Raw genomic sequence first — 24,957 nt, 5'->3', positions numbered from 1 at the left:
ATAAAAAGGAAAAACTTTTGGCTACGCCAAACCGAAATTCATCTCCCACCTACCGTTGGGCTACGTCCTTCACACGCTTGAGGAAGGATAATTCTTTCGGGAAATTCGTTAATTTTTTTATTTCAGCCTTAGTACAATTTGCAAAAACCACATCTCGAATGTAGTTTACATACTCATTTTTTCCCTTTCCTCTTTTGCTTTAAATACACGATTTGGTAATTGTACTACTTTCATTTTCATTCCTCTTTGCTTTTGAATTTACTAAATTCTTTTTTCAAAACAAAAAGCCCTTTGGGATTTGTCATATTAGTGGACTACATAGAGTAATCTAATAATTCAACATAACCCGAAGGGCTAAAAGTCGTTGTTATGATTTAAAAAGAAAAAAGAAAATAGTATATATCCATTACAGGTTGAAATGGTAGAATTTTCCATATATTCATCGATAAAAAAAGAATCCCAACTAATAGTGTTGAGATCCTTTACTTTTACTAAATTAACATTTTACTAAGGTCTTATTTAGCTACATCATTAGAATTTGATGCAAGCAATCCATTCCCTTGCTCTTTAGATGTTGTTTCAGCTGTTTTCTGTTCTGGTTTCTGCTCTGGCTTTTGCTCTGGTTTCTGCTCTGGCTTTTGTTCTGGCTTTTGTTCTGGCTTTTGTTCTGGCTTTTGTTCTGGCTTTTGCTCTGGTTTCTGTTCTGGTTTTTGTTCTGGTTTCTGTTCTGGTTTTTGTTCTGGCTTTTCTTTCTCAAGAACTACCACATTTACTGTTGCAGTTGCGCTGTTTCCTGCCTTATCGATCGCCGTTACTTGAACTGATATAGCACCTGGCTTACTTGTATCATATGTTCCTACAGTTACTACTGGATTTGAATCTTTATTATCTTTTACACTCACTAGACTTCCTGAACTCAATTTATCTCCCACAGTTACGGTTACACCTTGTTTCGCTGTTATCACTGGTGCTTCTGTATCTTTCTCCTCTTCTTTTTCTACTACTTTAACTGTTACCGTTGTACTTGAGCTATTTCCTGATGCATCTGTTGCCGTTACTGTTACTTGAATTTCTCCTGCCTTACTTGTATCGTACGCTCCCACTGTTACTACTGGGTTTGGATCTTTATTATCTTTTACTTCTACTAAATCTCCTACATTTAAGCTATCTCCTACATGTACAGTTACATCTTGTTTTGCTGTAATTACTGGTGCTTCTGTATCCTTTTCTTCTTCTTTTTCTACTACGTTAACAGTTACTGTTGTACTTGAGGTATTTCCTGATGCATCTGTTGCTATTACTGTTACCTGAATTTCTCCTGCCTTACTTGTGTCGTACGCTCCTACTGTAACTACTGGGTTTGGATCTTTATTATCTCTTACGTCTACCAAATCACCTGCATTTAAGCTATCTCCTACATAAACAGTTACACCTTGTTTCGCTGTAATTACTGGTGCTTCTGTATCTTTCTCTTCTTCTTTTTCTACTACGCTGACGGTTACTGTTGTACTTGAGCTATTTCCTGATGCATCTGTTGCCGTTACTGTTACCTGAATTTCCCCTGCTTTACTTGTATCGTACGCTCCCACTGTTACTACTGGATTTGGATCTTTATTATCCTTTACTTCTACTAAATCTCCCGCATTTAGACTATCTCCTACATAAACAGTTACACCTTGTTTCGCTGTAATTACTGGTGCCACTGTATCCTTTTCTGGTTTTGTTGTACCACCATCGTTGCCATCTCCGCCTGTTGGTGGTTTTGTACCGCCTCCACCATCATTACCATCTCCGCCTGTTGGCGGTTTTGTGCCGCCTCCACCATCGTTACCATCTCCGCCTGTTGGTGGTTTTGTACCGCCTCCACCATCGTTACCATCTCCGCCTGTTGGTGGTTTTGTACCGCCTCCATCATCATTACCGTCTCCGCCTGTTGGTGGTTTTGTACCGCCTCCACCATCATTACCATCTCCGCCTGTTGGTGGTTTTGTACCGCCTCCATTATTACCTTCACCACCTGTTGGCGGTTTCACTTCCTCGCCACTAGTGTTACCAGAAGTAGGTGGCTTTTTATCATTATTAATTGGAGGTATTGAGTTATCTGCAATAGCTACACCATCATTAATATTTAGATCGCCACCAAATACAAAGTTCTTACTATCCTTATTATCCGAGACAGAAGGATTGTTTGTTGCTGATGCTATTGAAGTATTTAAATCTGAAAAACGATTATTTGATTTATCACCGTCAATAACTGACGCTAAGTTTCGATCTGAGTTTATAGCTGCGGTTGCAATTGAATCTGTTAAGTCATCAAATTTCTTTTTGGTTTTGTTATTTTCAATGATACCGGCTAAATTTTGGTCAGAGCTTCGTTTTGCATTATCAATGATTTCATCAAAATCATTAGTATTTAGATTTTCATTCTGTTCATTCTTACTTTCTTCTTTTTTCTCATCTTTTTTCTTTTCTTTTTCATTATCCTTTTTCTTTTTAGATACTGATGCTGTTTTAGTGCTCTTCTTTTCAGAAGAAAACAGTGAGCAGCCTGTAACTACCCCAACACTTAAGGTAGTTACAGTAGTCGTAAGTAACACTTTCTTTAAAATTTTCGAATAATCTAAAGGCACAATCAATTCCTCCCTATTACCTAACCTGCACTTATAGTTGCTACAGAAGTAGCAGAACTATTAGGTGTAGAATTATTAATTTTTTCGAGTAAATCTTTATTTCCAACCTTTTGAGCAAACTTTTTAGCTTCCTCAGATTTATTTAATTTCAAATAACTATTAACAATAATTCCTTCTCTTCTGCCATCAAGTGGCACTTGATCCCTTAATTTGATAACTTCTTCATGCTTGTTATCTAATGCAGCAATTTCAAAATTAATTAGTGGATTTTTTGTTTTTAATTCTTTTACTTTTTTCAAATTATCTACAGCTATATAATATGAAACTACTGATTCTGCAAAATCTTGTTCTAAGTCAATTGCCTTCTGTGCTTTACCACTTAATAGATACGTAAATAAAACCGCCTTTTTATCTTCTTTTCCTAATTTTTTATAATCGACTTTATCAAATTCCAAGGCAGCATCTTGATATTTTTGAACTGCAGATAACCTTAACCCATTTATTAGATTCGCATTAACTTCTAAACTATTTACATTATTTGCAGATGCAGCCTGTGAATTTTTCATATTGCTAAAGGCAAATCCTGCTACTACTAATAGAACGATTGATGCGACTCCTATAATAGCGTACTTATATTTTTTCATATTATTTAAGATTCCTTTTTTATCGATTGGGACTTTCTCTTCTTGTTCAAATTTAGTTTCATTTGGTTGATTTCTTTCATTATTTAAATTAATTTCTTCACTTTCGGGTGCGCTTTTAGCCACAACTATTTTTTGTCTCTTTTGTGCATCTTTTATTTTCTTTTCTTCCTCTAGTCTTCTTTTTCTTACTTCCTCAAGTTTTTTCTCTTCTTCCTTCCGTTGTGCTTCTACCCGTTTCCTTGCTTCTTCCTCTGCTTTTCTAAGGGCTTCCGCTTCTGCTCGTTTTCTTGCTTCTTCCTCCGCTTTTCTACGCGCTTCCGCTTCTGCTCGTTTTCTTGCTTCTTCCTCTGCTTTTCTAAGGGCTTCCGCTTCTTCACGCTTCCTTGCTTCTTCCTCTGCTTTTCTGCTGGCTTCTACTTCTGCCTGTTTTCTTGCTTCTTCCTCTGCTTTTTTACGGGCTTCCGCTTCTTCACGCTTCCTTGCTTCTTCCTCTGCTTTTCTACGCGCTTCCGCTTCTGCTCGTTTTCTTGCTTCTTCCTCTGCTTTTTTACGGGCTTCCGCTTCTGCTCGTTTTCTTGCTTCTTCCTCTGCCTTTCTACGGGCTTCCGCTTCTTCACGCTTCCTTGTTTCTTCCTCTGCTTTTCTGCTGGCTGCTACTTCTTCACGTTCCCTTGCTTCTTCCTCTTTTTCTTTTATTATTAAATCATTTTCAGAAGTGCCTGCCTGTTTTTGAATTGTAGTAATCCAATCAAGAGCTGGGTTACTATTTGAAGATTCATTTTTAGGTAAATTTACATTTACACTTTCTTCACGTTGGTTCTTCGGTTGTTCTGAATGCTTTTGTTGTATTTGCTCACTTACTGGATCTTTATAGACACCCTCATACTGTTCTTCTTCCTCTGCTAGTAATCGCTCTCGTCGTTCTTTTTCTTGTCTGATCCTTTCTTTAATTACGTTTTTTTTCCTATTATTTTGCATATAACAACAATGGCCTCCTTTCTATCAGTACCTCATAAATGAGAGTAATTAAATTATTTATCCTTCATAATTAATCATGAGATATTCACCCCAAAAAACTAAGGAAAAATTAATATAATATTATTTTTTTTAGCATGATAAACCCAAAAGAAGGATAAACGGGCAGCACCCATTTATCCTTCTTCTTTAAAATTGTGATACATTTAAATATTTTATTATAAGAGGTTAAAAACTACTTTCTAACCTCTTTCTTAATAGCCTTTCTCATTTCTTCATGTACATGAATTAAATTTAGCATGTTTTCTTTTATTTCTTTGATAACATACTCACTTAAATTAATTTCTAGTTCTATAAAATGTGGAAAATCAAATGGATTAAATTTATTCTTTTTAACATGACACATAAATTCAGTTCCATCGTTCAGTTTAATTTCAGCCGAGCCATCTCCAATCCATCTAACATCATGAAAATCAATTACACCTTGACTAAACGAACTATATTTCTCTATTTCTTTTAAAAAAGGTTTAATTAGTTCATTTCTTTTTTTATAAGCCCAATTTGGTTTCGATCTTTCGCAGATTGTATTCTCACATATATATTTTGATTGCCCATAATCCCCTTCTCGAACAGAGGAACCACATATTTCACAATAACTCATTATTCCCCTCCTAAAGTATATAGTATAGTCTTTAATTTAAATTATAAGGGGTGTTCTTAATAATTCACTGATTTTGCTTATTAAAATTTCCATAGTAAGATATGAATCTTTCCCCATTTTCATATTATTATCAGCTTCTGTTAGTAAACATAAGATATTACCTAAGTCATCTTTTGAAAGATTAAATTCCTTTATTTGTTCTTTAGATTTTTGTAATACATATGGATGGCAACCTATTATCCCCATTAGTTCCTTATCCTTTGTACCATTCTGTAAAACTTTAATATTGAATAACATATCAAATTTATATATAAGGGTTGCTAATATTTGAATAGGGTTATGCTTTTTCAAAATTAATTCATTAAATAACCCAATTGCTTTATGAGTATCATGACTTAATAGATACTCACTTAAATTAAAGATTGACTGCTCTAGACTTTTAACAGTGACAGCTGCTACTGCATCACTAGTTATTTCTTTTCCACCATTACTATACACATACAATTTATCAACTTCATTTTTTAAACATCTTAAATCACAACCAATTGATACTATCAATTCCTGAACCAATTCATTAGATATTTGTATATTTTTGTCTTTTGCATAGTTTAGTATCCAAGTAGCTGTTTCCGCCTGATTAAGTGCCTTTGCCTCAAAAATAATTGCTTTCTTTTTTAATTCCTTTACTATCTTTTTTCTTTGATCTAATTTTTCATAATCAACAATTAGTATTAATACCGAATCTTCCATGTTCTTTTCTAAAAAACTCAATATACAATCAACATCATGGTTTACCTCTTTATTATTATCAGTTGTTAAAAACTTTGCATTTCTCGTTATTACAATTTTTGTACCACCGAAAAAAGAATACTCTTCTGCTTCATTTATAGCTGCCTGAATTGTTTCTTCTTCCATATCGAATTCAATGACGTTTAAATCTTCATTTGTACTATTCGTAAATCCACGGACTATCTCTTTAACCTTATCTTCTAATAAATATGTTTCTTTTCCATACATCACATATGTTGGCATTCTATCCACCTCCAGAAAATTTTACTAAAACAAGGTAAGCTGGCCGTCGCTGTTAATAACGTATTCCAATGGAGCAGCACCCACTGCATCCATGTTTGAATTCATGTTATTTAAGATTTTCATAATTGACCTTTCTTTTTTAGGTTGATTAGCTTTTAATTTTCGAAGTAACCAATTAAAGTAATCAGTTATCATATTCATAAACTCTTCACCTTTTGGGAAAACAATTGAATTATAATCATCATACAAGAATGATGTTTCTATCTTTGCGATATAAAACAAATACATTTCACCAGCACGTGCGAATATCTCCGAATAATCCAAGTAATAATCTTTGTTATACTTCTTATTACTAAACCACTGGGCTTTAAAAGCATCTCCACTTTTTAATGAATCCACATTTTGTGAAACTAGTTCTTTATACTTATCTACTATTGGCCTAAACCGTATACCTTCACTTAAAAGAGTAGAATCATTCGTCATTGTATAGTCGATAAGATGCAAGCATTCGTGTGCAAAGGAATTAGGAGCAGCAATGTCTATTATTAATGCCTTAACCGGAGAAGAAACGTATACACCATCAGCCTTTATTCTGCCTAATTTTTTCACCCTAAAGCTATGATCGTTCAATTCTGGTAAGGGAACGACTTTTTTGAACTCCAAGAACTCCCTTTCAATTTTCTTAAATTTTATTAAGTCTACATCATTGTCTAATTCAACATACCCGAAATTTTCTTTGAAACAATTGTTCTCCATTACCTTAAACGTCGATTTGTTTATATGTTTTTTGGTTTCAAAAAAACGAGCATATACCGTAGCTTTATCTCCTCTTAGCTTAATATGCTTTTTTATATTCTCCTGTCTATCTATAAACTCAATAAGCATGATTTTATAATGTAAATCGTTAAAATTATGGATTACATTATAATCTGGATTTAAGTTAAGTTTATAAAAACTCCTTGTATCATCTTCTACAGGAATTATATTTAATTCTGCATTAGTATTAATGTATTTAAATTTCTTTAACTTCTCAAAAATCATTATTCCTTCAGCGGTCATATTATCAATTTTCATATCCACAAATACATCAACCATATTTTCATTCTCTATCTTGTTTTTAAAGCAAAATTTTATCCCCTGATATTCATACAACTCCGGGTTAGAAATAATAAATAACTCAAGCGAATTCTCTAGAAATGCTTCAGCTAATAACGTCCCTAAATCAATGAGTTTATATGTTTTATAATCTGTTTTAAGTCTATATGTGCGCATGTGAGCACTTTTTCGAATAGGATTTTTCGCAAATGCGATACCTGTTTTTTCAAGGAATTGCTGTTTATTATTTGAAAACTTCTTTACTTTAATATTAATCGGTAATAATTCTTTGAAATTCTGAACTGTAAATCTCTCTTTATAATCCTTACGTCTTTCTTTCAATTTTGGATTAATATCCGTCAATAAGTGTATTGCACTTGAGTATCCTTCCTCATCCATTTTAGATATTTCTATTGATTGCCTTGAAAAAGGGATTCCTTCTATTATTTCTTCTAGTTCCTTATAACTTGTTACTTGCTCAATTTTTCTTCTGTAATATTTTATTAATGCTTTTAGAGTCTCTTCCTTCAGCTCAGCTGTTGAATATTGATTAATTGGCTTCTTAAATTTTAATTGAATATCCATAAACTCCTTAGAAAATCCGTTATTCTTTAATTTTTTCCCTAGTTCTTTTCTTAAACTAAAGATTTTTTCTCTTTTCTTCATCACATGGTTTCCTCCTTTAGACACAAAAAGCCCCACAAGGTCTCGTATTATTACAAACTTAAATAACAAATTTGTAATTCACGTTACCCGAGGGGCAAAATTTTGTGAAATAGATTTAAAAATAAAAAGATACAATACGTACATTATACTGTATCTTCTGATAAATATGAATATTCATTTTCACGCCATATTAAGTTCAGCCATTACTTTCATCTTTTCATGAAGTAAGTTGAAAATTTCATTTTTATATTGACATTTCTTTAATTTTTTTATCGCTTCATCCTTAATTTGTGAAACTCTTTCAGTTGTTATCATAAGTGCCTTTGCAATTTCTTTATGCAAATACACCTTACCATCAAGTAGACCGAAACATAAATTCAGCACCATCTTTTGCTTCGGATTTAATACCTCATCAAATATTAACCATATTTCGTAATTTAAGTCCTCTATTATCATCTCATTTGTTGAAGGAATTGCTGATCTATCGTCAAAGAATGGATTTGATATACCGACATCTTCATTTATTGTATCTATATCCAGTGTCATAGTAGTAGCTCGTTTATAATATACTTTGTGCCTTATAACCGTTTCTCTAGTTACATTTAGCTCTTTTACTACTTCTTCTACCGATGGAGTCCTATTGTACCTTTGTAAATATTTATCTTCCAATTTTACATATTTTAAATTAAATTGATTCACATGAGTAGGAATTTTAAATGGTCCGGACTTTTTTTTACGTATAATTCCTACCATACTTTTTTGTATCCACCAGAAAGCGTATGTGGAAAAACAGTACCCTAAATCTGGATTAAAATCTTCCATCGCCCGTAGCATTCCTTCATTTCCTTCTTGAACCAAATCATCAAATTCTATATCAGGATGCTTGTTTTTATAATTTCTTGCAATAGATAATACTAAACCTTCATTTACATGGAACAAATAGTCGCGAAGATCTTTTTCTCCATGCTTATACCGCTTAAATAAATGCAAACTCTCTTCTTTTGACAGTACCTTGTAATTTCCAATCCCCCTAATATTATAATTGTTTTCTTCAGTATTAGGCATTGGCTTAATATTTATTGCAGCAGAACCATGCGTTATAGTTTTATTCAATGATTCATCGCGATTCAGTCTGCTATATGATTGCTTCATACCTATTCCTCCTCTCTCTTTTTTACCGTATTGTTTCTAAAAACAACTTTGTTTCCTTTTGTACACTACTAATTAACTTACATTCTTTTGCGCATGTATTAGATACTTCCTTATGCGCTTTCGTTTTTCTCAGTTCTTTATATATATCGCACCCTTTACAGATGCTACTAATACCTTCCATTATTTCTAATTGTCTTTTTCTTTCATATAAAAATTGCTCTTTTGTTTTCTTCTCGCTTACTCGTCTCCCCATTTGTTTCACCTCGTATACATGTATAGTATTTAGTAATTAAAAACTATCATCGATATGACATAGATACGAAACTTCCTCTTCAAAACTCTTCCATTTTTTCCCTGTATGTATATGATATAGGATTATAAAAAAATGTAAAATCAATTCTTCAAAAAATTTAAAAAAATTACCAAGATATTAAAATACACATCATTTTCTTGTGGTCTAACTAATTATATTTATATAAACCTAGCAAAATAATTACACACCATTTCACATATATATTACTCTTCATAATCACCAAAATTTAAATATACAATTTAAACCTTGATGATTATGAAGAACAAGTATAGAATGATGGATGCTTTGTATTTTTACTACAAAACATCCATTCAAAAAAAGTAAAAAATAGTTTACCTTTAAATAATTCGTATTTACATTTTTGTATATTCGATAAAATTCACACCTCAGTAAAGATAACTTTTAGCTCAGTAAAGTTAATTTTTATCCAGTAAAGCTAACTTTTACTCAGTAAAGTTAATTTTTACTCCAACACATAACTTATATGACCTTCTCCACTGCCGGAATGTAATCCAATAAGAGCAAGTCATCAATACCCTTCCCAAGATTGATATCCCAACTAGCATAATTAATACTTATACCTTCCTGATATAGTGCTTGTGCACATTCTAATAATGTTCTTTGAACATCAGGGTTTGTAATCATATCCATATCTAAAGCGAAAGTCGCCTGCTTAACACCCATTTTTTTTAATGGCTCAATTAATATTCTCCAAACTTTAACTCCTGGTATCGATACAACTGTAGTACCATACATTAACTTTTCTTCATTTGTTAGAAGTTCATCTAAATTCTCTGCAGATATATCGGCCTTTAGACTGCCTTCTGTGATCCATACGTTATCCTTTTTTATTAATTCTCCACGTTCCCAATATTTCAACTCGCGACTTGGTACTGCTACATGTATCGGTAATGGGTTTCCAGCCCCCGTTCCATGAAACTTACCACCTGAGCTAACCCAAATGTATTTACTCTCCAATTTCAACTGTACTTCACCTATTTTTTTACCTTCATAATCAATTTCATACCATTCTTTTACGTCTACTTCACCCTTAAACAAAGACTCCATCTTACCATTGATTTTATACGTTACTTCAATGATATTAGGTTGCTCAATAACAGCTGCTTGAAAGCTAGGTTTATGATCTCTCACAACTGTCACATATTTTGGATTATCAATCCTATACTGAAAACCACATATTTGATTATAAATATTCCTTTGTGGAATTAAGAGAGAATCTCTCCTACCCGCGAATGTAAAATACCTTCCGTCTTTTGTTTCTTTTGCATAGAATCCAGGTATCCCTACAATCAAACTTGTTTTACCGCCAGCTTTCTTGATTATTTCTTTCGTTACATCCCAAGGTTTCATAGGAAAACTTTTATAATTTCGTATATTTATTGTTTCTCTTGCAATCCTACGCTCAGGACCAGTTAACATTTTAATATGTTCTTCTCTTAGTTCTAGTTCTTGCAGAAACATGTAATATAAAACATCTAAGGTGTAATCATTTTTCTTTTTATGTTCCTTTACCATCTGATCCGGTGAAAAATCATATCCCCTTTTTTGATTTTCATTGACTAAATGCAAATAGCCAGCTTCACCTAGTTTTGTATCTGATTCTATTCGCCCACAGATTATTTTTGACTCTGATTCATTCACCATACACCATCCCTGATGACCACATATTGGGCAAGTTGTTCTATAGTACTCAAACCATCTTTCATTGCTACCTTTGCTCATACTTCTTGCTGGCCTTAACACTCTACTTACCGCTAATTTTTCTATCGACATAATATCTCTCCTTTTCCATTAAATTAATAAAAAAAGCCCTTTGGAATACGGAGGTTAAATACCACACAAATGTGTAATTTAATCCGTAACCCGAAGGGCTTTATGTAATCACTAGAAAATAAAACAAAAAATTGAAAAGAGTATATTAAAAATATACTAAATTTTCCTAATTTAATCTAGGGATTAATTATAATTTTCTTCATTACATTCCAAATCCTTTTTACATTAGACTCATCGTTATAACTGCCTTTAAAATTCGATTCAGGTATTAAATAATTCATAATTTGCTCGAATCCAGGCTTTATCTTTTCAAATGTTGCATCATCCTCGACAAAAAGTTTATTAGAGTATTGTATTTTAGCTACTTCCTCAAAAATAGAAGGAAATTCAAACAAAATATCAGATTCAAACATTTTCTGAATTATTTTCGGTTTACTAAACTCAAACTGATCTATGAAGATGAGTTTAGTTTCAACTTTAGGATTTATTTTTTGAGTAATAAATTTCGAAGCAAGATTATAATTATATACATCGTTATTGCATAGGATCCATAACTCATCAATGTATTTTAAACTTTCTAGCGTATGCTTTACCATAGGACCAGAAGGAATATCTAAAAAGACTAAATCAAAAAAACGTAGCCCTTCAATGTAATAGCGGTTCATTATGTTATCTGTAAAGCATTTATAATTATTACGATTAAAAGGGAAAAAGGTTACTCCCTTATAATGAAGTGGAATTTGTTGTGTTGTTAGATTAGGGTTAATTAAATAATCACTTAATGATATCCAACGTTCATCTATCTTCATAAATTTTTGAACATAAGAATATAATTTTGGTGTATTTGATACACCTTCTAACACAGAAATTGAAATTGAGTAATTAGCCATAAACACAGCGAGGTTAGTCAAAAAGCTTGTAACGCCTACACGATTAATAGGTGACCATACACCAATTACTTTTTCACCTATTAGTTTTCTTCTATGAACAGGGATATTTATATAATTTCTAAGATTTAATATTGCTTTTTCGTATGTTTCTTCGCTTATTGCAAGAACACTTTCCCTTTTTATAGTCTCTTTTTTAATTTCTTCACTTACCGGAGTACCCTCTCTACTACATAATTCATCCTTAGAATTGTTATCATTTTTATTTCCAAGAGTTTTTTCTAAATAATCCTCTTTGCCAGCAGCTACATTTCCATCGTTATTTTTCTCGATTACCTTGGTTTCATTTTGAACAATATTGTCCTGTTCATTTTTAACAGTATTTAATTTTCGTATTTTAACTTCCTCTACAATATGAGGTTCTATTTCTATATCTTCATTATTGTTATTACGCGATTCATTACTACCGGACTTCTCCTGGTTTCCCTCACCTACATCGCTTCTTGAGTTAACCATAATCATCTTTTGTAAATAAGAATGTAAACTACCAGGTGAATTATCAACCACTTTAAAAGGATGTGTAATAAGATCTAGTTCTAAACTATCTAATTCATCAGCTAAGCATACCTTGTAATTTGCTCTTAAGTTCTGCCGCAGCATTGCAATATAACTACTTCCATTTTCGCCTATTATTTCTTCTGAATCCACGAAAACTGCAAAAACCTCATTATAATCGTCTATATTGGTATACGTAACTTCAATGATCTCATCACCAGAAAAAAATTCTTCAATTACTTTTTTTAATTCGGTAGCAATTGATTTTAAAACTAAAACTTTCAATTCAAGCACCACCTTGCTCTCTACTCAAATTAAATTCCTCTAATAAACGACATAACTGTTTCCTCATTTTGTATGAAAGCTCATACTTACCATTTTCTATATTGGATAAATGGCTAGGAGTTACTCCTAATTCTTTAGCTAATTCGTTTTGTTTAATTCCTAATCTTTTTCTACAAAGCACCAATATTTCAGAATCATTTTCTGGTATCAATGTATCAATAAGCAACATTCTCCCTCCTTCCTTAATTAAAACTTATAACGAACTATTTAAATTCCTTGTCATAATAAGAATATTCTTTTTCTATTAAATTACTAAGTGTTTCTCCCGAAAAAATAAATTGAAAATACTGACTATAAAACATATACTTAAAATGTACCATTATTTTTTATTTTATTTCAAAAAACACTCCTGCCCTTCGGGTAATCGATTTTATTACACTAACTTGGTGTAAAAAATTTGATTCCTTCGAAGGGCATTTTTGTGTTTAAAAGGAGGAAAAAAAATGTTCAAAAAGAGAAAATACAAAAGTTTAGAAGATGTTCACGACGCTTTATTAGCTCCATTTGAAAAGAATGAATTGAAATACAAAGATGGTAAGCCATACATTCCTCATTATCAAGCTAGAAAAAGATTAATAGAGATTTTTGGTGTTTATGGATTTTCAATTGAATATCCGATTCAAGAACTTTATGCAGAACCAAGTAGCGTCCCCCCTATTATGTGGGCAAGAACAACATGCAAGTTAACTTTAGACTTTTCAGAATGGGGCGGCGAGAAAAAAATTGTTTATGGCACAGATGCAAAGAAATTGAACAGATTTTCTAATAAAGAGAAAAATATAGAAAATGGAGTTGTGGGACAAATTTGTGATTTAGGTGATGATGAAAAATCAGCAATGGCTAGAGCATTTGTAAAGGCATGCGAATCTGTTGGGATCGGCTTATACCTATGCTTAAAATCGGACCACCAACAAACAAGTAATACAACTCAACCATCAAACAGCAATTACAATGAATTATGGAGCATCGTAAACAATTATGAAAAAGCGTTAAAAATTACTATTGATGATCGAAAAGAAATATTAACATCTTCATACCCTAAACAACGCGATTTTAAAAAATTAAATGAAAAACAATTAGAATTTTACATTTCTATAATAAAACATTCTGCAGAAATTGCAGTAATGGCTAGAAATCCAAATACTGAAAAACTTATATTAAATGAGTTATCAAGATGCTGTAATCGACAATTTGGCAATTTTAAAACTACTATCGGTTTTATGAACGAAGCAGCTGTTGAATATGCAGATAGCTATTTAAAACAAAGCAAAAATGCAATCTAACGATCAATTTCATGTTAACACCAGGTGAAATTCAACGAATTAGAATACACCATTGGTATTAACATATCGACTGAAATTAACATGTTAAGTACAGTGAATCAACGAAATATCAATGTTATGTCAACCGAATATATTAGAGATTGACATAACATTGATATTTTATATTTTCGAGGAGGAAATATCTATGCACATCGAAATTTCAAAATCTAAATTAGTTGAAAGTTTATCTAGTGTGGTGAAATTTGCAGGTAAAGACAAAAAAGAGCCTATTCTTGAGAGTATTTTAATTGTAGCTGAAACAGATAAATTACGATTTATCGCTACTAATTCAAAAGAAACAATTGAGCGTTTTGTTTTTTGTGATGAAGACGTATCAGTAATATCAGAAGGAACAGTCTTAGTTGAAAAGAAAATAGTGGATGTCGCAAAAAAATTAACAAAAGAACCTATTAAACTAAAACTATCCAAAAATACTCTTCAAGTAATCTCTGGTAAAAGCAAGTTCACTCTAAATACCTTTAAAGTAAGCGATTATCCTGTAATTAAACCGAGTCAAGCGGAATATTTCGCTGACATAGAATGTTCTATTTTAGAAGAAGCTATAAACAGTGTTTGCTATGCAGCATCTACTTCAAATCAAAGACCTATTTTAAAAGGCATTCACCTAACTGTATCAGAGAATCTCATGACCTTTCAGTCTACAGATAGCCATCAACTAGCATATAAAGCTATAAAATTACAGACAGCCTTTAAAGAAGAAATTAAAATGACAATTCCAGCCATCGCTTTAAAGGAAGCTATTAATAGTTTCGATACAAAAAAATCAATTAAACTGAGCAAACTCGATAATACATTTATTTTATCAAGTGATACTGAAACATTTAGAACCCAAACACTTGAGGGCGATTATCCTGATGTCTTAGTTAGGTTGCTTTCGCCACTATACGAAAATGTAATTTTAGTTAACAAACGTGAGATATTAGAGGCTCTAGAACAAATAATGCTATTCACATCAAATAAACCAACAGGTATCTTTACATTGAACAATAATGCTATCACTATAGAAAATGAAGAAAAATCCGAGGGCAACGCACAAATCTTAATACAAACGGAGGATATTACAACACCCGATCCATCAGTTAAACCTGAAGACTCAATAATAAAATTCGGTTTCAATGTACAATTACTGTATACTTCTATAAAAGTTATAAACTGTGATTTAATATCTATTGGCTTTAACGGTGAGAAAAAACCAATTAGTATAGTACATGAAGATTATTACAATAATCTTGGTGTCAATTCTACTGAGCCATTACAACCGATTCATTATTCAGATTTTAGATTCATATTACCTAGCATTATTAATTAAATAATACAGCCTATACTATCAAGTATGGGCTTTTTTTATTTGTTTTATACATAAAATCTAAGTTTTTTATATTATAAGTTTAATATTATATCTTTATAATTTATTTACAAATCACTTTTATTTACTTATCATTAATATATTGTAGACTAATTTGTTAATTTCATAGCAACAATAAAGCGGATTAACACTCCAAACGGAGCATTACAAACAACAAAACATTAACATAACATTAACATTTTTATAACGATATTATATGCACATTAATGTCATGTTAACTGATAATTGATTACATGTTAATGCTATATTTGATGTTAATCTCATTTTATAAAGGTATTTTAATTAGTATTGCCGAAAAGTACTTAACATGTCAATTCCACTTTCTATGTTAATTTCACTTTCTACGATTAAATTCCAAGGAGGTATAACAATGATTGAACAAGATAAGCAAGCTACCACTGAAAATGGTGAAGAAACTACTAAAAACTTTATTCATGAAGACGCTTTTGAAAAAGCATGGCGAATAACTGAGTTTTCAAAGTTAGTGGGTCGCCATCACAATACGGTATATAATTGGTTTAACACCTTAGAAGAAAAAGGGTTACATGGCACTCTTAGAACCAATAATACAAATGAAAAACTATATAATAGTCTTGATTTAGATATTGCTTTATTTATCAAGCAGAAGAGAGACGAAAAATGGTCACTAGATGCAATTATTGAACTTTTACCACATCAATTTGAACTAAGGCCGGTTTCACCAGAAAATCAAACCAGTGAAGTTTCAGCTCAATTAAACATACATGAAGCAGCTGCAACAATCGAAAAAATAGTAGAACAAAAGCTTGAATTGCATTTACAAAGCATTGAAATGGAGTATCGAGCAAAATTTGAGGAAGCTGTACGTTCTGCGTTACCTGAACCAGAAGACCCTGAAACCTTAAAAGAGCGCCAAAGACAAGAAAGACTAGATAATATGATTATTCAGCACAGAGCGCGTACAGAGTTAAGAAAACAAGCTGAAAAAGAGTGGAATACTCTTCCCGAAGAAACTCGGATTAAAAAAGTTGGCTGGTTTAAAAAAGAAGAAGATCTTGCGCGGAAGCAGCTTTTCATAGAAAGCTATATTGATGAAAACATGATTGAGTACATACAAAATACAATGAATATAGAAAAATAAGCCTGGAAAATTCCAGGCTTATTTTTTATTATGCTCCAAACATTTTATCTGGATCCATAAATGCCGCTAATTCTTCATCATTTTGTACATTCTTTTCTTCATCTTTAGCTGGTTCCATTTCTAAATAATCACCAAAATTAATGTGGAAGTCATCATCTGAATCTTGTTCCTCAATAGTTGTAATTTGAGACTTTGTATATTGAATTTGGCTTTGCTTTTCTTTAAATTCATTGTATTCTTCGACTAATCCTTTAGATAAGCGAGATGGTAGTGCATCTGTTTTATAGAAAGTATACACGCTACCCATAAAGTCATTCTTACTAACTAGATATCCATTAAAAACAGTTCCATTGATTGGTAGTTTATTTGTTACTTCTACCTTAGCATCATCCATGAATGAATCATCAATATTTTTTTGTTCATCTAAAATTGCCAACATACCAAAATGATGCACTTTAGATGCCTCTAAATCTCCATTTTCATTTGTTTTCATTAGATCAATTGGGTGGTGGAATGAGCTTCCTTTTAATGATTCTGAGAACATATCTACAATTTCTTTACTATTTTCAATTTGGTTCATGTTACGTGAAACCTTATTAATTACCAAGCAGCCAGTTCTTTCTAATAGAATTCGTTTAAAGTCTTGAGAATCTAAAATTACAGACGTTCCAGAACCGTTTGCAGCTGTGTTTAACTCATGAATAATATCTCCAATGCGCTGGTTTGCATAGTCGCGTGAGTTTGCAATTCCTTTTTTCTCATTTTCATTCAAGCCTTTAAACTCATCGTAAAAATGTTGATTATCTGCAAACACAACAAATGCTACGCCTTTAGCTGGATCATTTGCTAACTTCCAAATTTCTTGTGAGAATTTATTTACTTGTCTCAGTACATCAGGTCCATCCGCTCTAACTGGTAGTGTAACCACAATGCCCATTTTAATGAAATCTTTTCGTTCAATTGCATTATTGAAAGCAATTTTTGCATATTTTTGTTGATTTGCTATTAATTCTTCTCTAGGAATTTTCATTGCCATACTTTTTAGTTCTTCCGCGATAACAGGCTTATTATGAAAAGCAGAGAATTCTTCAATTGCTTTAATAATTGTAGATGTACCTGTACCACCGCCTAAACCAGCAAAAAATAACACTAATTCATCAGAAGGTCTTACACGTTCTGTAATAAACTCTTTTAATTTATCTTTAGCATCGTCGTTAGATTCTAAAACCTTTACAGCACGTTCAGGATTTTTACCTAAACCACCTAATTTAAGTGAAACCTGATTACTTTTTGGAACATGCTTCAGTTCAGCTAAATCTCCGTCATTACTATTTAATGCAAGACAATTATATACTGCTGTACCATCTGTATGCTTATACTCAGCAAACTTATCTACCATTCTAGTTCCGGCTTGCCCAAAACCAACCATAGTCATCTTTACAGCAACTTCGTTTTTCAGAAAGTTTTTTGCCATTATTTTATCTCTCCCTTATTCTCATTATTTTTTTTACGTTTGCTTAATTCAACTAATACTTGCTGTCCCCTAATAGTTGAAATTAAAAACTTATATGGGTGCATAATTTTTTCTGTTATTAATGACATTGAAGCTAAAGTAGCAACACTACCTTCTGCTGATCTTCTTGAAATGTTAGTTCTTTCAAGTTCTAATGAATAGGATTTACCTTTTGGTTTCTTTACTCTCCTATCAATAACAACACTTTCTACTATCTCATTTATTGAAATACCTCTCATATACTTTGTCTCTTGGTATTGTTTATTTACTTGAGATCCTATGTAATGAAATACATTGTACAGTATTTCGTCTTCTTCAATAATGTCTGCGAACATTTCTACAACTTCATCAGTAAACTTGTTCTGTTTATATTTTTCACTTAATACCTCGTTCAAGTTGTCCCCCCCTTAAAACGTTGGTTAATTATTCCTAAAAATATATTACATTATTATAAGACGTATATCAAGTCATTATATATAAGACTTATATAAGGGCATTATATACAAGACTTATATATAAACTTTTACTTTAAAAAAACGAATAAACCTCATATATATCAACGCTTTTTATATAAGACTTATATGCAAGTCGCTTATATGCTTAGTACACAAAACATGTTAATATCAGATTTCATATAACTAACAATAACTATCGGATACTCATTTAAAAGATAGTATTTATGTAGAACTTTATCTGAATTTATGTTTTCAACATATGATATACCTAAAATATGATGCTATTATCATTTCATTTCAAATATACACCCTACATATACGCACTATATATAAGACTTATATAAAAACACCTATAGATTAGGGTTTTATGTACTTTTATATTAATTTCATGTCAATATAATATCATCACAAATCCTTACACGTCTTACTTATAAGTCTTATATATACACATTATAAATAGGCCTATAAAAAAAGAGTAATACTTAATAAAGTATTACTCTTTTAACTATAAAGTTTTATATAAAACACTTAGTTTATTGAAAAGAACTTCATAATCCTGTTTCTTATTTACCAACTCATTTCTCTCTCTGCTGTCAACAGAAAGGAAAGGGGATGTTAATGTCATATTATATTTAGTTATCTCTTTTATTAATTCCGTAGTTATTTCTGATATTTGCATGAATAACACATAAAATTGTGTTTCATTTTCATTCAATTGGTTAGTTTTATAATTAAGTTCAACAAACTTGTCAGTATAAGTTGTCAATTTCATATCAATATAATCGCTATAACTAACATGTGAAGTCATTATGTTATTAAACTCAGCCACACTTGTTAATCTCTTTGTTAGGCATAGGTTTACTAAATAAATCCTGTATAATGCTTTAAATGAAATAACATATTTAGCTCTATTTTTTATTATTTGGATGTATTCACCGTATTTATTGATTAAATACCTTAATTGATTAGATTTTATCCTCAAAATTCTACTAACTTGTGCGGTATTATACGGTTTATACGGATCTAGAGCTGCAAACCTTGTTGGAATAATCTCATGTTCGTTACTTAACGTGTTAGTTACTTTATTATAAAGAAAGTCCGTTTCAAATTCACTTTGTATTATCTTTGTTATTAACCCATATTCTGTGTTCCAATTCCGCATTTTTTCACCCCTTACATCAAATTGTAACATGCAAAATATGAAATATACACAATTTTCATTTACTTTATTATGTTTATTTACTTATTTCTTTTATGATGTGAATTTTCCTTCTGCTTAACAAATACCACAACTGAATTAAATGTAAGTATGTATAATAGATTGTTTCATCTATGCAAAAGTATATTCACTGTACATTTTATCTATTTTTGATACTCTAAACACATATGACGGAATACATATGACGAACCCTTTTTTTATCATTAGAGTTCGTCATATGTCCTCTTATCACTGTCGAAATACATATGACGAATTCTAATAGCAAATTCTCACTTGATAACATTAGATTTTATTACTCACACCTGACGAAATAATATGTATTTTTAAACCAAGAGTTCATAGGGGATAATGGGTTACTTTTTTGCAAATTTCAGTTAAAATATACACTAATCATTTTTATGTTCTGAACTGCTTAATTCATCCAACATTAATTACTTTCATTTCATGACAATTGCACCCGATTTTATGCAGATTTCCGTATATTATTTCCATATCAAGGGAGTGTTTAAAATTGAAAAAAACATTTGATCATGCCGTTAAATATATCGTCGGAGAGAATGATCGTGGAGTTTATTTTAATCGTTCTGACATTTTTACAGTCTTATTTTTATATGAACAACGAACAGTATCTCAAATTCAATTACGAAAATTTTACGAATTGATAAGTGGGGGACCTATAAGTCGAACCACATTTTCATCAAAGTTAACAAAGTGGGCAAAAATGAAATTATTAAAAAAAGAAAATATAAGTGTGAGAAAAAAGCGTGGCTTTACATTGGATTTCGTTTCTATAGCTTCAAAAGGAGCAGAGATATTACATCGTTTAAAATTAATTACTGATTGCAATACCTCGTTTGTTACCAAAAGGCAATATGAACACAATATAGCTATTACACAATTTGTGCTAAATCTACTTGAAGCAGAATCCCAAAATGAACATACTGGTGCAATTGTAGGTGGTAATGGAGATTATCTTTTTCCATTAAACTCAATTGTGAAGCAAAACTTACATTTACCCAACCTAATGTATTCCGATTCAAATGATGTTTACTTCTTATACGAAGATGAAGAGTATCGCGAAATGTTTCAGCCAGAACTTCAACCCGTTTCCTTCCAACAAGATTTACCTCAACTCGTTTATTCATTTCGTCCATCTAAAGAGTTTTATCCAGACTCAAAGGGAAACCCATTAATCATTCCTGATTGGGTTCTTACATGTAACGATTCTATTATCAATATTGAAGTTGATACAGGAACAGAAAACATTCCATTTCTAGAAAACAAACTAAAAAAATATCTTGATATCGCTGCTTCTAATCCGTCTAAACGGTTTTACGTGTTATTTTCAGTAATCGATGATTCTTATCACACAATTTCTACTTACAAAAAAAGAACTACACGTGTAACAAATTTAAAAAAGGCTTTCAGCAATATACCACGTTTAAGTGTAGTGAATAACCTACATGTTTACGTATGCAATATGGGTGGATCAGAACTTGTAATAAACAATATTCTTCAAGAAATTCGCGAAATTAATAGTTTAAGCAAAAGTCATCTGTTCAAAAAAATCACTGAACGTTTGAACATAAATTCTTCTTTCTCTTACTCGGTAGAGTGGATATCCAATAAAAACGAAATGCAAACGAAAGGGATTCAGCATTCTAAATTACTTGAGCTAACAGATGACATTTTGGTATTACGAAAAAAAGCACCTGATGAAGAAAAAAAATCTGTAGATTACTTAGAAATATTGTGTATATTAACAATACTTAAGGTAGGGGAGGTTAACACACACTTAAAATTACAACAATTATCAGGATTGTTGGCCATGCAAAATCAACACCGAACACTAAACCCAATTAAAATTTTGGGGATATATGAAGCGGATGAATTAGAGCATGGGCAGCAAGCCATTTTTACTGATCTGTATCACAATTCCATAGCACCAGAGAATATATTATTGGCTACTTCTGCTGAATTGCTTAATTTCACCGCTGCTTTTTATTCGTTAAAAGAGAGGGTGAAACAAGAATTTGGAGAATGCAGTTCAAAAGAATGCTGAACTCAATAATGCACCAGGTAATGGGGAAGATCCCAAAACCGGAAAGAGCAAAAAAAATTCCTATACAGTTACAATCGACCTTACAAAAAGCTGGAAATATCGTTTAGCAGCCCGCTCATCTTACTATGTTGTGACATTACTACTTCTGCTAGCTTGGTATTTTGCTTTTAGAGGAATTTATAAATACGCTTCTTTCTGGTCAATACAAATGGGGGCTCCATTACCTACTTTAAGTATCTTCGGTAATCCATTTGAAACTAATTATTACATTGAAACCTTTTTTAGCTTTTGGATTTTAATTTACACTTGGCAACTATCAACCAAGGTTAAGACCTATCAGGAGATAAAGCGTAGATGGTTTATTTTTTCGATGATGTTAATTGGTATAGTTGCCCAGTACTTATGGGCGTTTAGTGTTCCATTAGCTAAGATATTTATTCCATTCTTACATTCGAAAGCTGGAGAAGTTTCACTTAATGACAAAGGATTAGAGGATACTATACTTTCAAATTTTAGTAATATTATGCACCTTGTATTTGCTATACCTGTAATTATTATTATTCTCGTACTCTTATGGCTCTTTAAGATTTTTTACGAGCATAAAAAAGAGCTTTTAGATGAATTCGGAAAATGGGAATACGTATTTAAAATACCTGGTTGGATGCTTTCCTTTTTGAATGATGATCGTCAACGAAAACTTGCTACTTCATTACACAAGTTTTTCACTGAAAAAAACCCATCAAAATTGCCAGACCCTGATATCTTTCTTGGTCCTAATAGTGCGACACGGGAAATGGCAGTTATACAGGGCAAGTCTCTAACGCTTAATATAATGATCATCGGTAACATTGGTACAGGTAAATCAGCTGCACTAGGTTTGCCAATTGCCAATCAAATTCTTGACTATATGGCTTCAATGATTAATAACTTTAAAACCTTATATACAAGAAAAGATTATCATTCAGAGGATGTAAAAGGAACTCAAGTTAATGGTCTTACAGTTATCGAGCCATCTAATGACTTCTGCGAAAAGGTATATAGCTTGGTATTAGCACACAGGATTCCCGAAAGTGTTATTTTCTATTTAGATCCAACAAATCCTGATACCCCTTCAATAAATTTTGTACGTGGTCCAGTCGATAAAGTTGCTGAGATGTTATGTTCAGTATTAACGGGTCTCTCTGATAATGGAGCAGGGAATCCGTTCTTCGTTCAATCTGAGCGTTCTCATCTTAAACAACATATTTATCTGTTAAAACTCCATGATTCTAACTTTGAAGCTAGATTCGAGCATTTAATTGATATGTATAATGATGCTAATCTCGTGTTTGAGATGCATCTCAAATTAAAAGAACGACTTCCGAATGATATTGAATCTATTCCAGATAGGGATGAACGAAACCATTTCCGCATAATGAAACAAGTAGATGAATGGTTTGATTTAAATTATGTTCCTGAAATTTCTGGTGGCCGTGGGGGAGGGGAAGTTGTTTATCATACTGAAGGTAAATACTATGGTCAACCAAAGATTATTGATAAACAAGAAACCTTTGTTCGTGGTTTACGAAACACATTAAATGATATTTCTGCTCAACCTCTGCTCCGTCGTGTTTTATGCGGTCCATCGGATTTCGATTTTGAGAATCATTTGGAATTTGGAGGTATTCTGTTAGTCAATACTGCTAAAGGGGAACTTTCTGATCTATCTGATGTATTCGGTAAATTGTGTTTATATGCCGTACAGAATGCTGTTTTCCGTCGTAAGCCTAACGTATCTCCTTACCATCCGGTTTTAGTCGATGAGTTTGCGGATTACATTTATAAAGCATTTAAAAGTTTTCCTGCTCAATCCCGTAAATATAAAGCACCACTAATTGTTATTGCACAAACAATTAGTCAATTAGCAATTGAACATGGCCCAAGATTCATGGATATCCTATTAGGGACATTTCGTAACAAGCTTGTTTATGGTGATGTTACTAATGAAGATGCTAAATTGTTTAGCAAGCTAATGGGTACGAAAACAATTTATGAAGCACGTGAAGGTGATCAAGAAATTGATATGGTGACAGCTGAAACGAAAACACAAAGTACACGTAGAACATCCTACTCTTATTCGAAACTAGAGGTACCCATCCTTTCTGAAAATGATATCTTAATTCAAAAGGCATTCCAGTGTGCTGCTAAAATCGTAAAAGATAATGCTCCACAAGGAGGAATACAAGTAAATGCTAACTTTGTTCCTGCCTCTGAGTTTAAAACAGCTAAGATTCAAGTTGATGCAGAAGCAGCTGCTTATTGGTTAAAAATTCGTGAAGAGTCATTGAATGAGGAAATTAAATATGATGATTATGTCACAGATACAGATATTGATAGTGAAGAAGCTGTAATTGAGGAATTGAGTACACCTAAAACGGCACCTACTGCAATAGAAGGCTGGTTACAAACGTTAAATCCTGATACTTATGATCTTTATACTAATGAAGATGATACTGACAATAAAGGAGAGTTAACAAATGGTCAGTCTGTGCAAGATTACTCAAGAAACTCTGCTCCTAAACTAGAAAAGGAAAGCACTACAGCATCAATTGCTACTTCCAATAAAACAGAACCCGAAAAAATTAATGAAGTAATCGATGTTCAAAAAGAAAGTATACCAGATACAAGTAAACATAGAGAACCTATTGAACTTAACAACAAAGCATCAGTTATTACTGAAACTCCAATAGAAGTGCCAAGGGCGAAGCATACACCACAATATAGAGAACCTGCTTACACATCAACTGTTACCCATAATCAGCAGGAGCAGGAAATTCAACGAACTGCAGAAATCAATGGTAAAAATACAACATCTAACTTAACAATGCAATGGTTACAACAAATGGCTGCCACTGTTCCTCAAGAAGAAGAAAATACATTACCTTTAGATGAAATGGAAGGTGGCTCTCGTCTTCACAATCGTAAAGTAGCAGAAGTAACCCCAGAAAGTGCGGCAATTAAGGATAAACTCAGTCAATATATCGAAGGTGACATTAATCATGATTGATGCACTCAGCATATAACGAATATTTATAACGGTAAAAAGGTGTGGGTTGTATACTCATACCTTTTTATTATTTCATAGGCAACA

Annotated in this window: 18 protein-coding genes; 5 read left to right on the top strand and 13 right to left on the bottom strand. The window is 32.1% G+C overall.

What is annotated here, in order from left to right; all coding sequences use genetic code 11:
* Positions 1 to 515: 515 nt before the first annotated feature.
* The 10 genes from MKY38_RS27070 to MKY38_RS27025 all read right to left on the bottom strand — a co-directional run bounded on the left by MKY38_RS27070 (position 516) and on the right by MKY38_RS27025 (position 12,918).
* Positions 516 to 2,630, bottom strand: coding sequence for an adhesin (locus tag MKY38_RS27070; protein ID WP_341050582.1), 2,115 nt, complete (start codon positions 2,628 to 2,630; stop codon positions 516 to 518).
* A gap of 20 nt (positions 2,631 to 2,650) precedes the next feature.
* Positions 2,651 to 4,252: a hypothetical protein gene (locus MKY38_RS27065; protein ID WP_341050579.1), complete on the bottom strand. Its 1,602-nt coding sequence runs from the start codon at positions 4,250 to 4,252 to the stop codon at positions 2,651 to 2,653.
* 232 nt (positions 4,253 to 4,484) lie between these two features.
* A complete protein-coding gene (locus tag MKY38_RS27060) occupies positions 4,485 to 4,910 on the bottom strand; it encodes a hypothetical protein (protein ID WP_000119413.1) in 426 nt (141 codons plus the stop codon).
* A gap of 36 nt (positions 4,911 to 4,946) precedes the next feature.
* Positions 4,947 to 5,942 (bottom strand): DNA polymerase III subunit delta, encoded by a 996-nt coding sequence (gene holA, locus MKY38_RS27055; RefSeq protein WP_341050576.1) that lies wholly within the window; start codon positions 5,940 to 5,942, stop codon positions 4,947 to 4,949.
* A 24-nt stretch (positions 5,943 to 5,966) separates the two neighbouring features.
* Entirely contained in the window at positions 5,967 to 7,703 is a 1,737-nt protein-coding gene (locus MKY38_RS27050) for a hypothetical protein (RefSeq protein ID WP_341050804.1), read from the bottom strand.
* 180 nt (positions 7,704 to 7,883) lie between these two features.
* A complete protein-coding gene (locus MKY38_RS27045; RefSeq protein ID WP_262937110.1) occupies positions 7,884 to 8,855 on the bottom strand; it encodes a sigma-70 family RNA polymerase sigma factor in 972 nt (323 codons plus the stop codon).
* A gap of 22 nt (positions 8,856 to 8,877) precedes the next feature.
* Positions 8,878 to 9,108, bottom strand: a complete 231-nt coding sequence (locus MKY38_RS27040; RefSeq protein ID WP_000533693.1) for a hypothetical protein — start codon at positions 9,106 to 9,108, stop codon at positions 8,878 to 8,880.
* A gap of 540 nt (positions 9,109 to 9,648) precedes the next feature.
* On the bottom strand, positions 9,649 to 10,962 hold the full coding sequence (locus MKY38_RS27035) for a DUF3854 domain-containing protein (protein WP_262937108.1): 1,314 nt from the start codon (positions 10,960 to 10,962) through the stop codon (positions 9,649 to 9,651).
* Positions 10,963 to 11,138: 176 nt separating this feature from the next.
* A complete protein-coding gene (locus MKY38_RS27030) occupies positions 11,139 to 12,698 on the bottom strand; it encodes a hypothetical protein (RefSeq protein ID WP_262937107.1) in 1,560 nt (519 codons plus the stop codon).
* Positions 12,691 to 12,918 carry a helix-turn-helix transcriptional regulator gene (locus tag MKY38_RS27025; protein ID WP_000924383.1) on the bottom strand — a complete coding sequence of 76 codons (228 nt, stop codon included), beginning with the start codon at positions 12,916 to 12,918 and terminating at the stop codon, positions 12,691 to 12,693. The genes MKY38_RS27030 and MKY38_RS27025 overlap by 8 nt, the downstream gene beginning before the upstream one ends.
* Positions 12,919 to 13,192: 274 nt before the next feature.
* Between MKY38_RS27025 and MKY38_RS27020 the strand changes: the two genes are divergently transcribed.
* The 3 genes from MKY38_RS27020 to MKY38_RS27010 all read left to right on the top strand — a co-directional run bounded on the left by MKY38_RS27020 (position 13,193) and on the right by MKY38_RS27010 (position 16,578).
* Positions 13,193 to 14,032, top strand: coding sequence for a hypothetical protein (locus MKY38_RS27020; RefSeq protein WP_262937105.1), 840 nt, complete (start codon positions 13,193 to 13,195; stop codon positions 14,030 to 14,032).
* Between the two features lie 184 nt (positions 14,033 to 14,216).
* Positions 14,217 to 15,401, top strand: a complete 1,185-nt coding sequence (gene dnaN, locus MKY38_RS27015) for a DNA polymerase III subunit beta (protein ID WP_262937104.1) — start codon at positions 14,217 to 14,219, stop codon at positions 15,399 to 15,401.
* A gap of 427 nt (positions 15,402 to 15,828) precedes the next feature.
* The gene (locus MKY38_RS27010; RefSeq protein ID WP_202295789.1) at positions 15,829 to 16,578 is read left to right on the top strand and encodes a terminase gpP N-terminus-related DNA-binding protein; all 750 of its coding nucleotides are present in this window, start codon (positions 15,829 to 15,831) and stop codon (positions 16,576 to 16,578) included.
* 28 nt (positions 16,579 to 16,606) lie between these two features.
* Here MKY38_RS27010 and MKY38_RS27005 read toward each other — a convergent pair whose 3' ends face one another.
* From MKY38_RS27005 to MKY38_RS26995, 3 genes are all read right to left on the bottom strand, one after another.
* Positions 16,607 to 18,052, bottom strand: coding sequence for a cell division protein FtsZ (locus MKY38_RS27005; RefSeq protein ID WP_001097012.1), 1,446 nt, complete (start codon positions 18,050 to 18,052; stop codon positions 16,607 to 16,609).
* Positions 18,052 to 18,486 (bottom strand): hypothetical protein, encoded by a 435-nt coding sequence (locus tag MKY38_RS27000; protein ID WP_001006719.1) that lies wholly within the window; start codon positions 18,484 to 18,486, stop codon positions 18,052 to 18,054. Before MKY38_RS27000 ends, MKY38_RS27005 begins: the two co-directional genes overlap by 1 nt.
* Before the next feature lie 565 nt (positions 18,487 to 19,051).
* On the bottom strand, positions 19,052 to 19,738 hold the full coding sequence (locus MKY38_RS26995) for a hypothetical protein (RefSeq protein WP_262937102.1): 687 nt from the start codon (positions 19,736 to 19,738) through the stop codon (positions 19,052 to 19,054).
* Between the two features lie 538 nt (positions 19,739 to 20,276).
* On the opposite strand from MKY38_RS26995, the gene MKY38_RS26990 reads away from it, so the two are divergent.
* Entirely contained in the window at positions 20,277 to 21,827 is a 1,551-nt protein-coding gene (locus tag MKY38_RS26990; RefSeq protein ID WP_262937101.1) for a replication-relaxation family protein, read from the top strand.
* On the top strand, positions 21,799 to 24,873 hold the full coding sequence (locus MKY38_RS26985; RefSeq protein WP_341050559.1) for a type IV secretory system conjugative DNA transfer family protein: 3,075 nt from the start codon (positions 21,799 to 21,801) through the stop codon (positions 24,871 to 24,873). Before MKY38_RS26990 ends, MKY38_RS26985 begins: the two co-directional genes overlap by 29 nt.
* Positions 24,874 to 24,957 lie beyond the last annotated feature (84 nt).

The sequence above is a fragment of the Bacillus sp. FSL R5-0585 genome (assembly GCF_038004545.1).
In the GTDB taxonomy this organism is placed as follows: domain Bacteria; phylum Bacillota; class Bacilli; order Bacillales; family Bacillaceae_G; genus Bacillus_A; species Bacillus_A cereus.
Note: the sequence above shows the minus strand (reverse complement) of the source record. Positions and strands in the feature narration are given on the sequence as shown.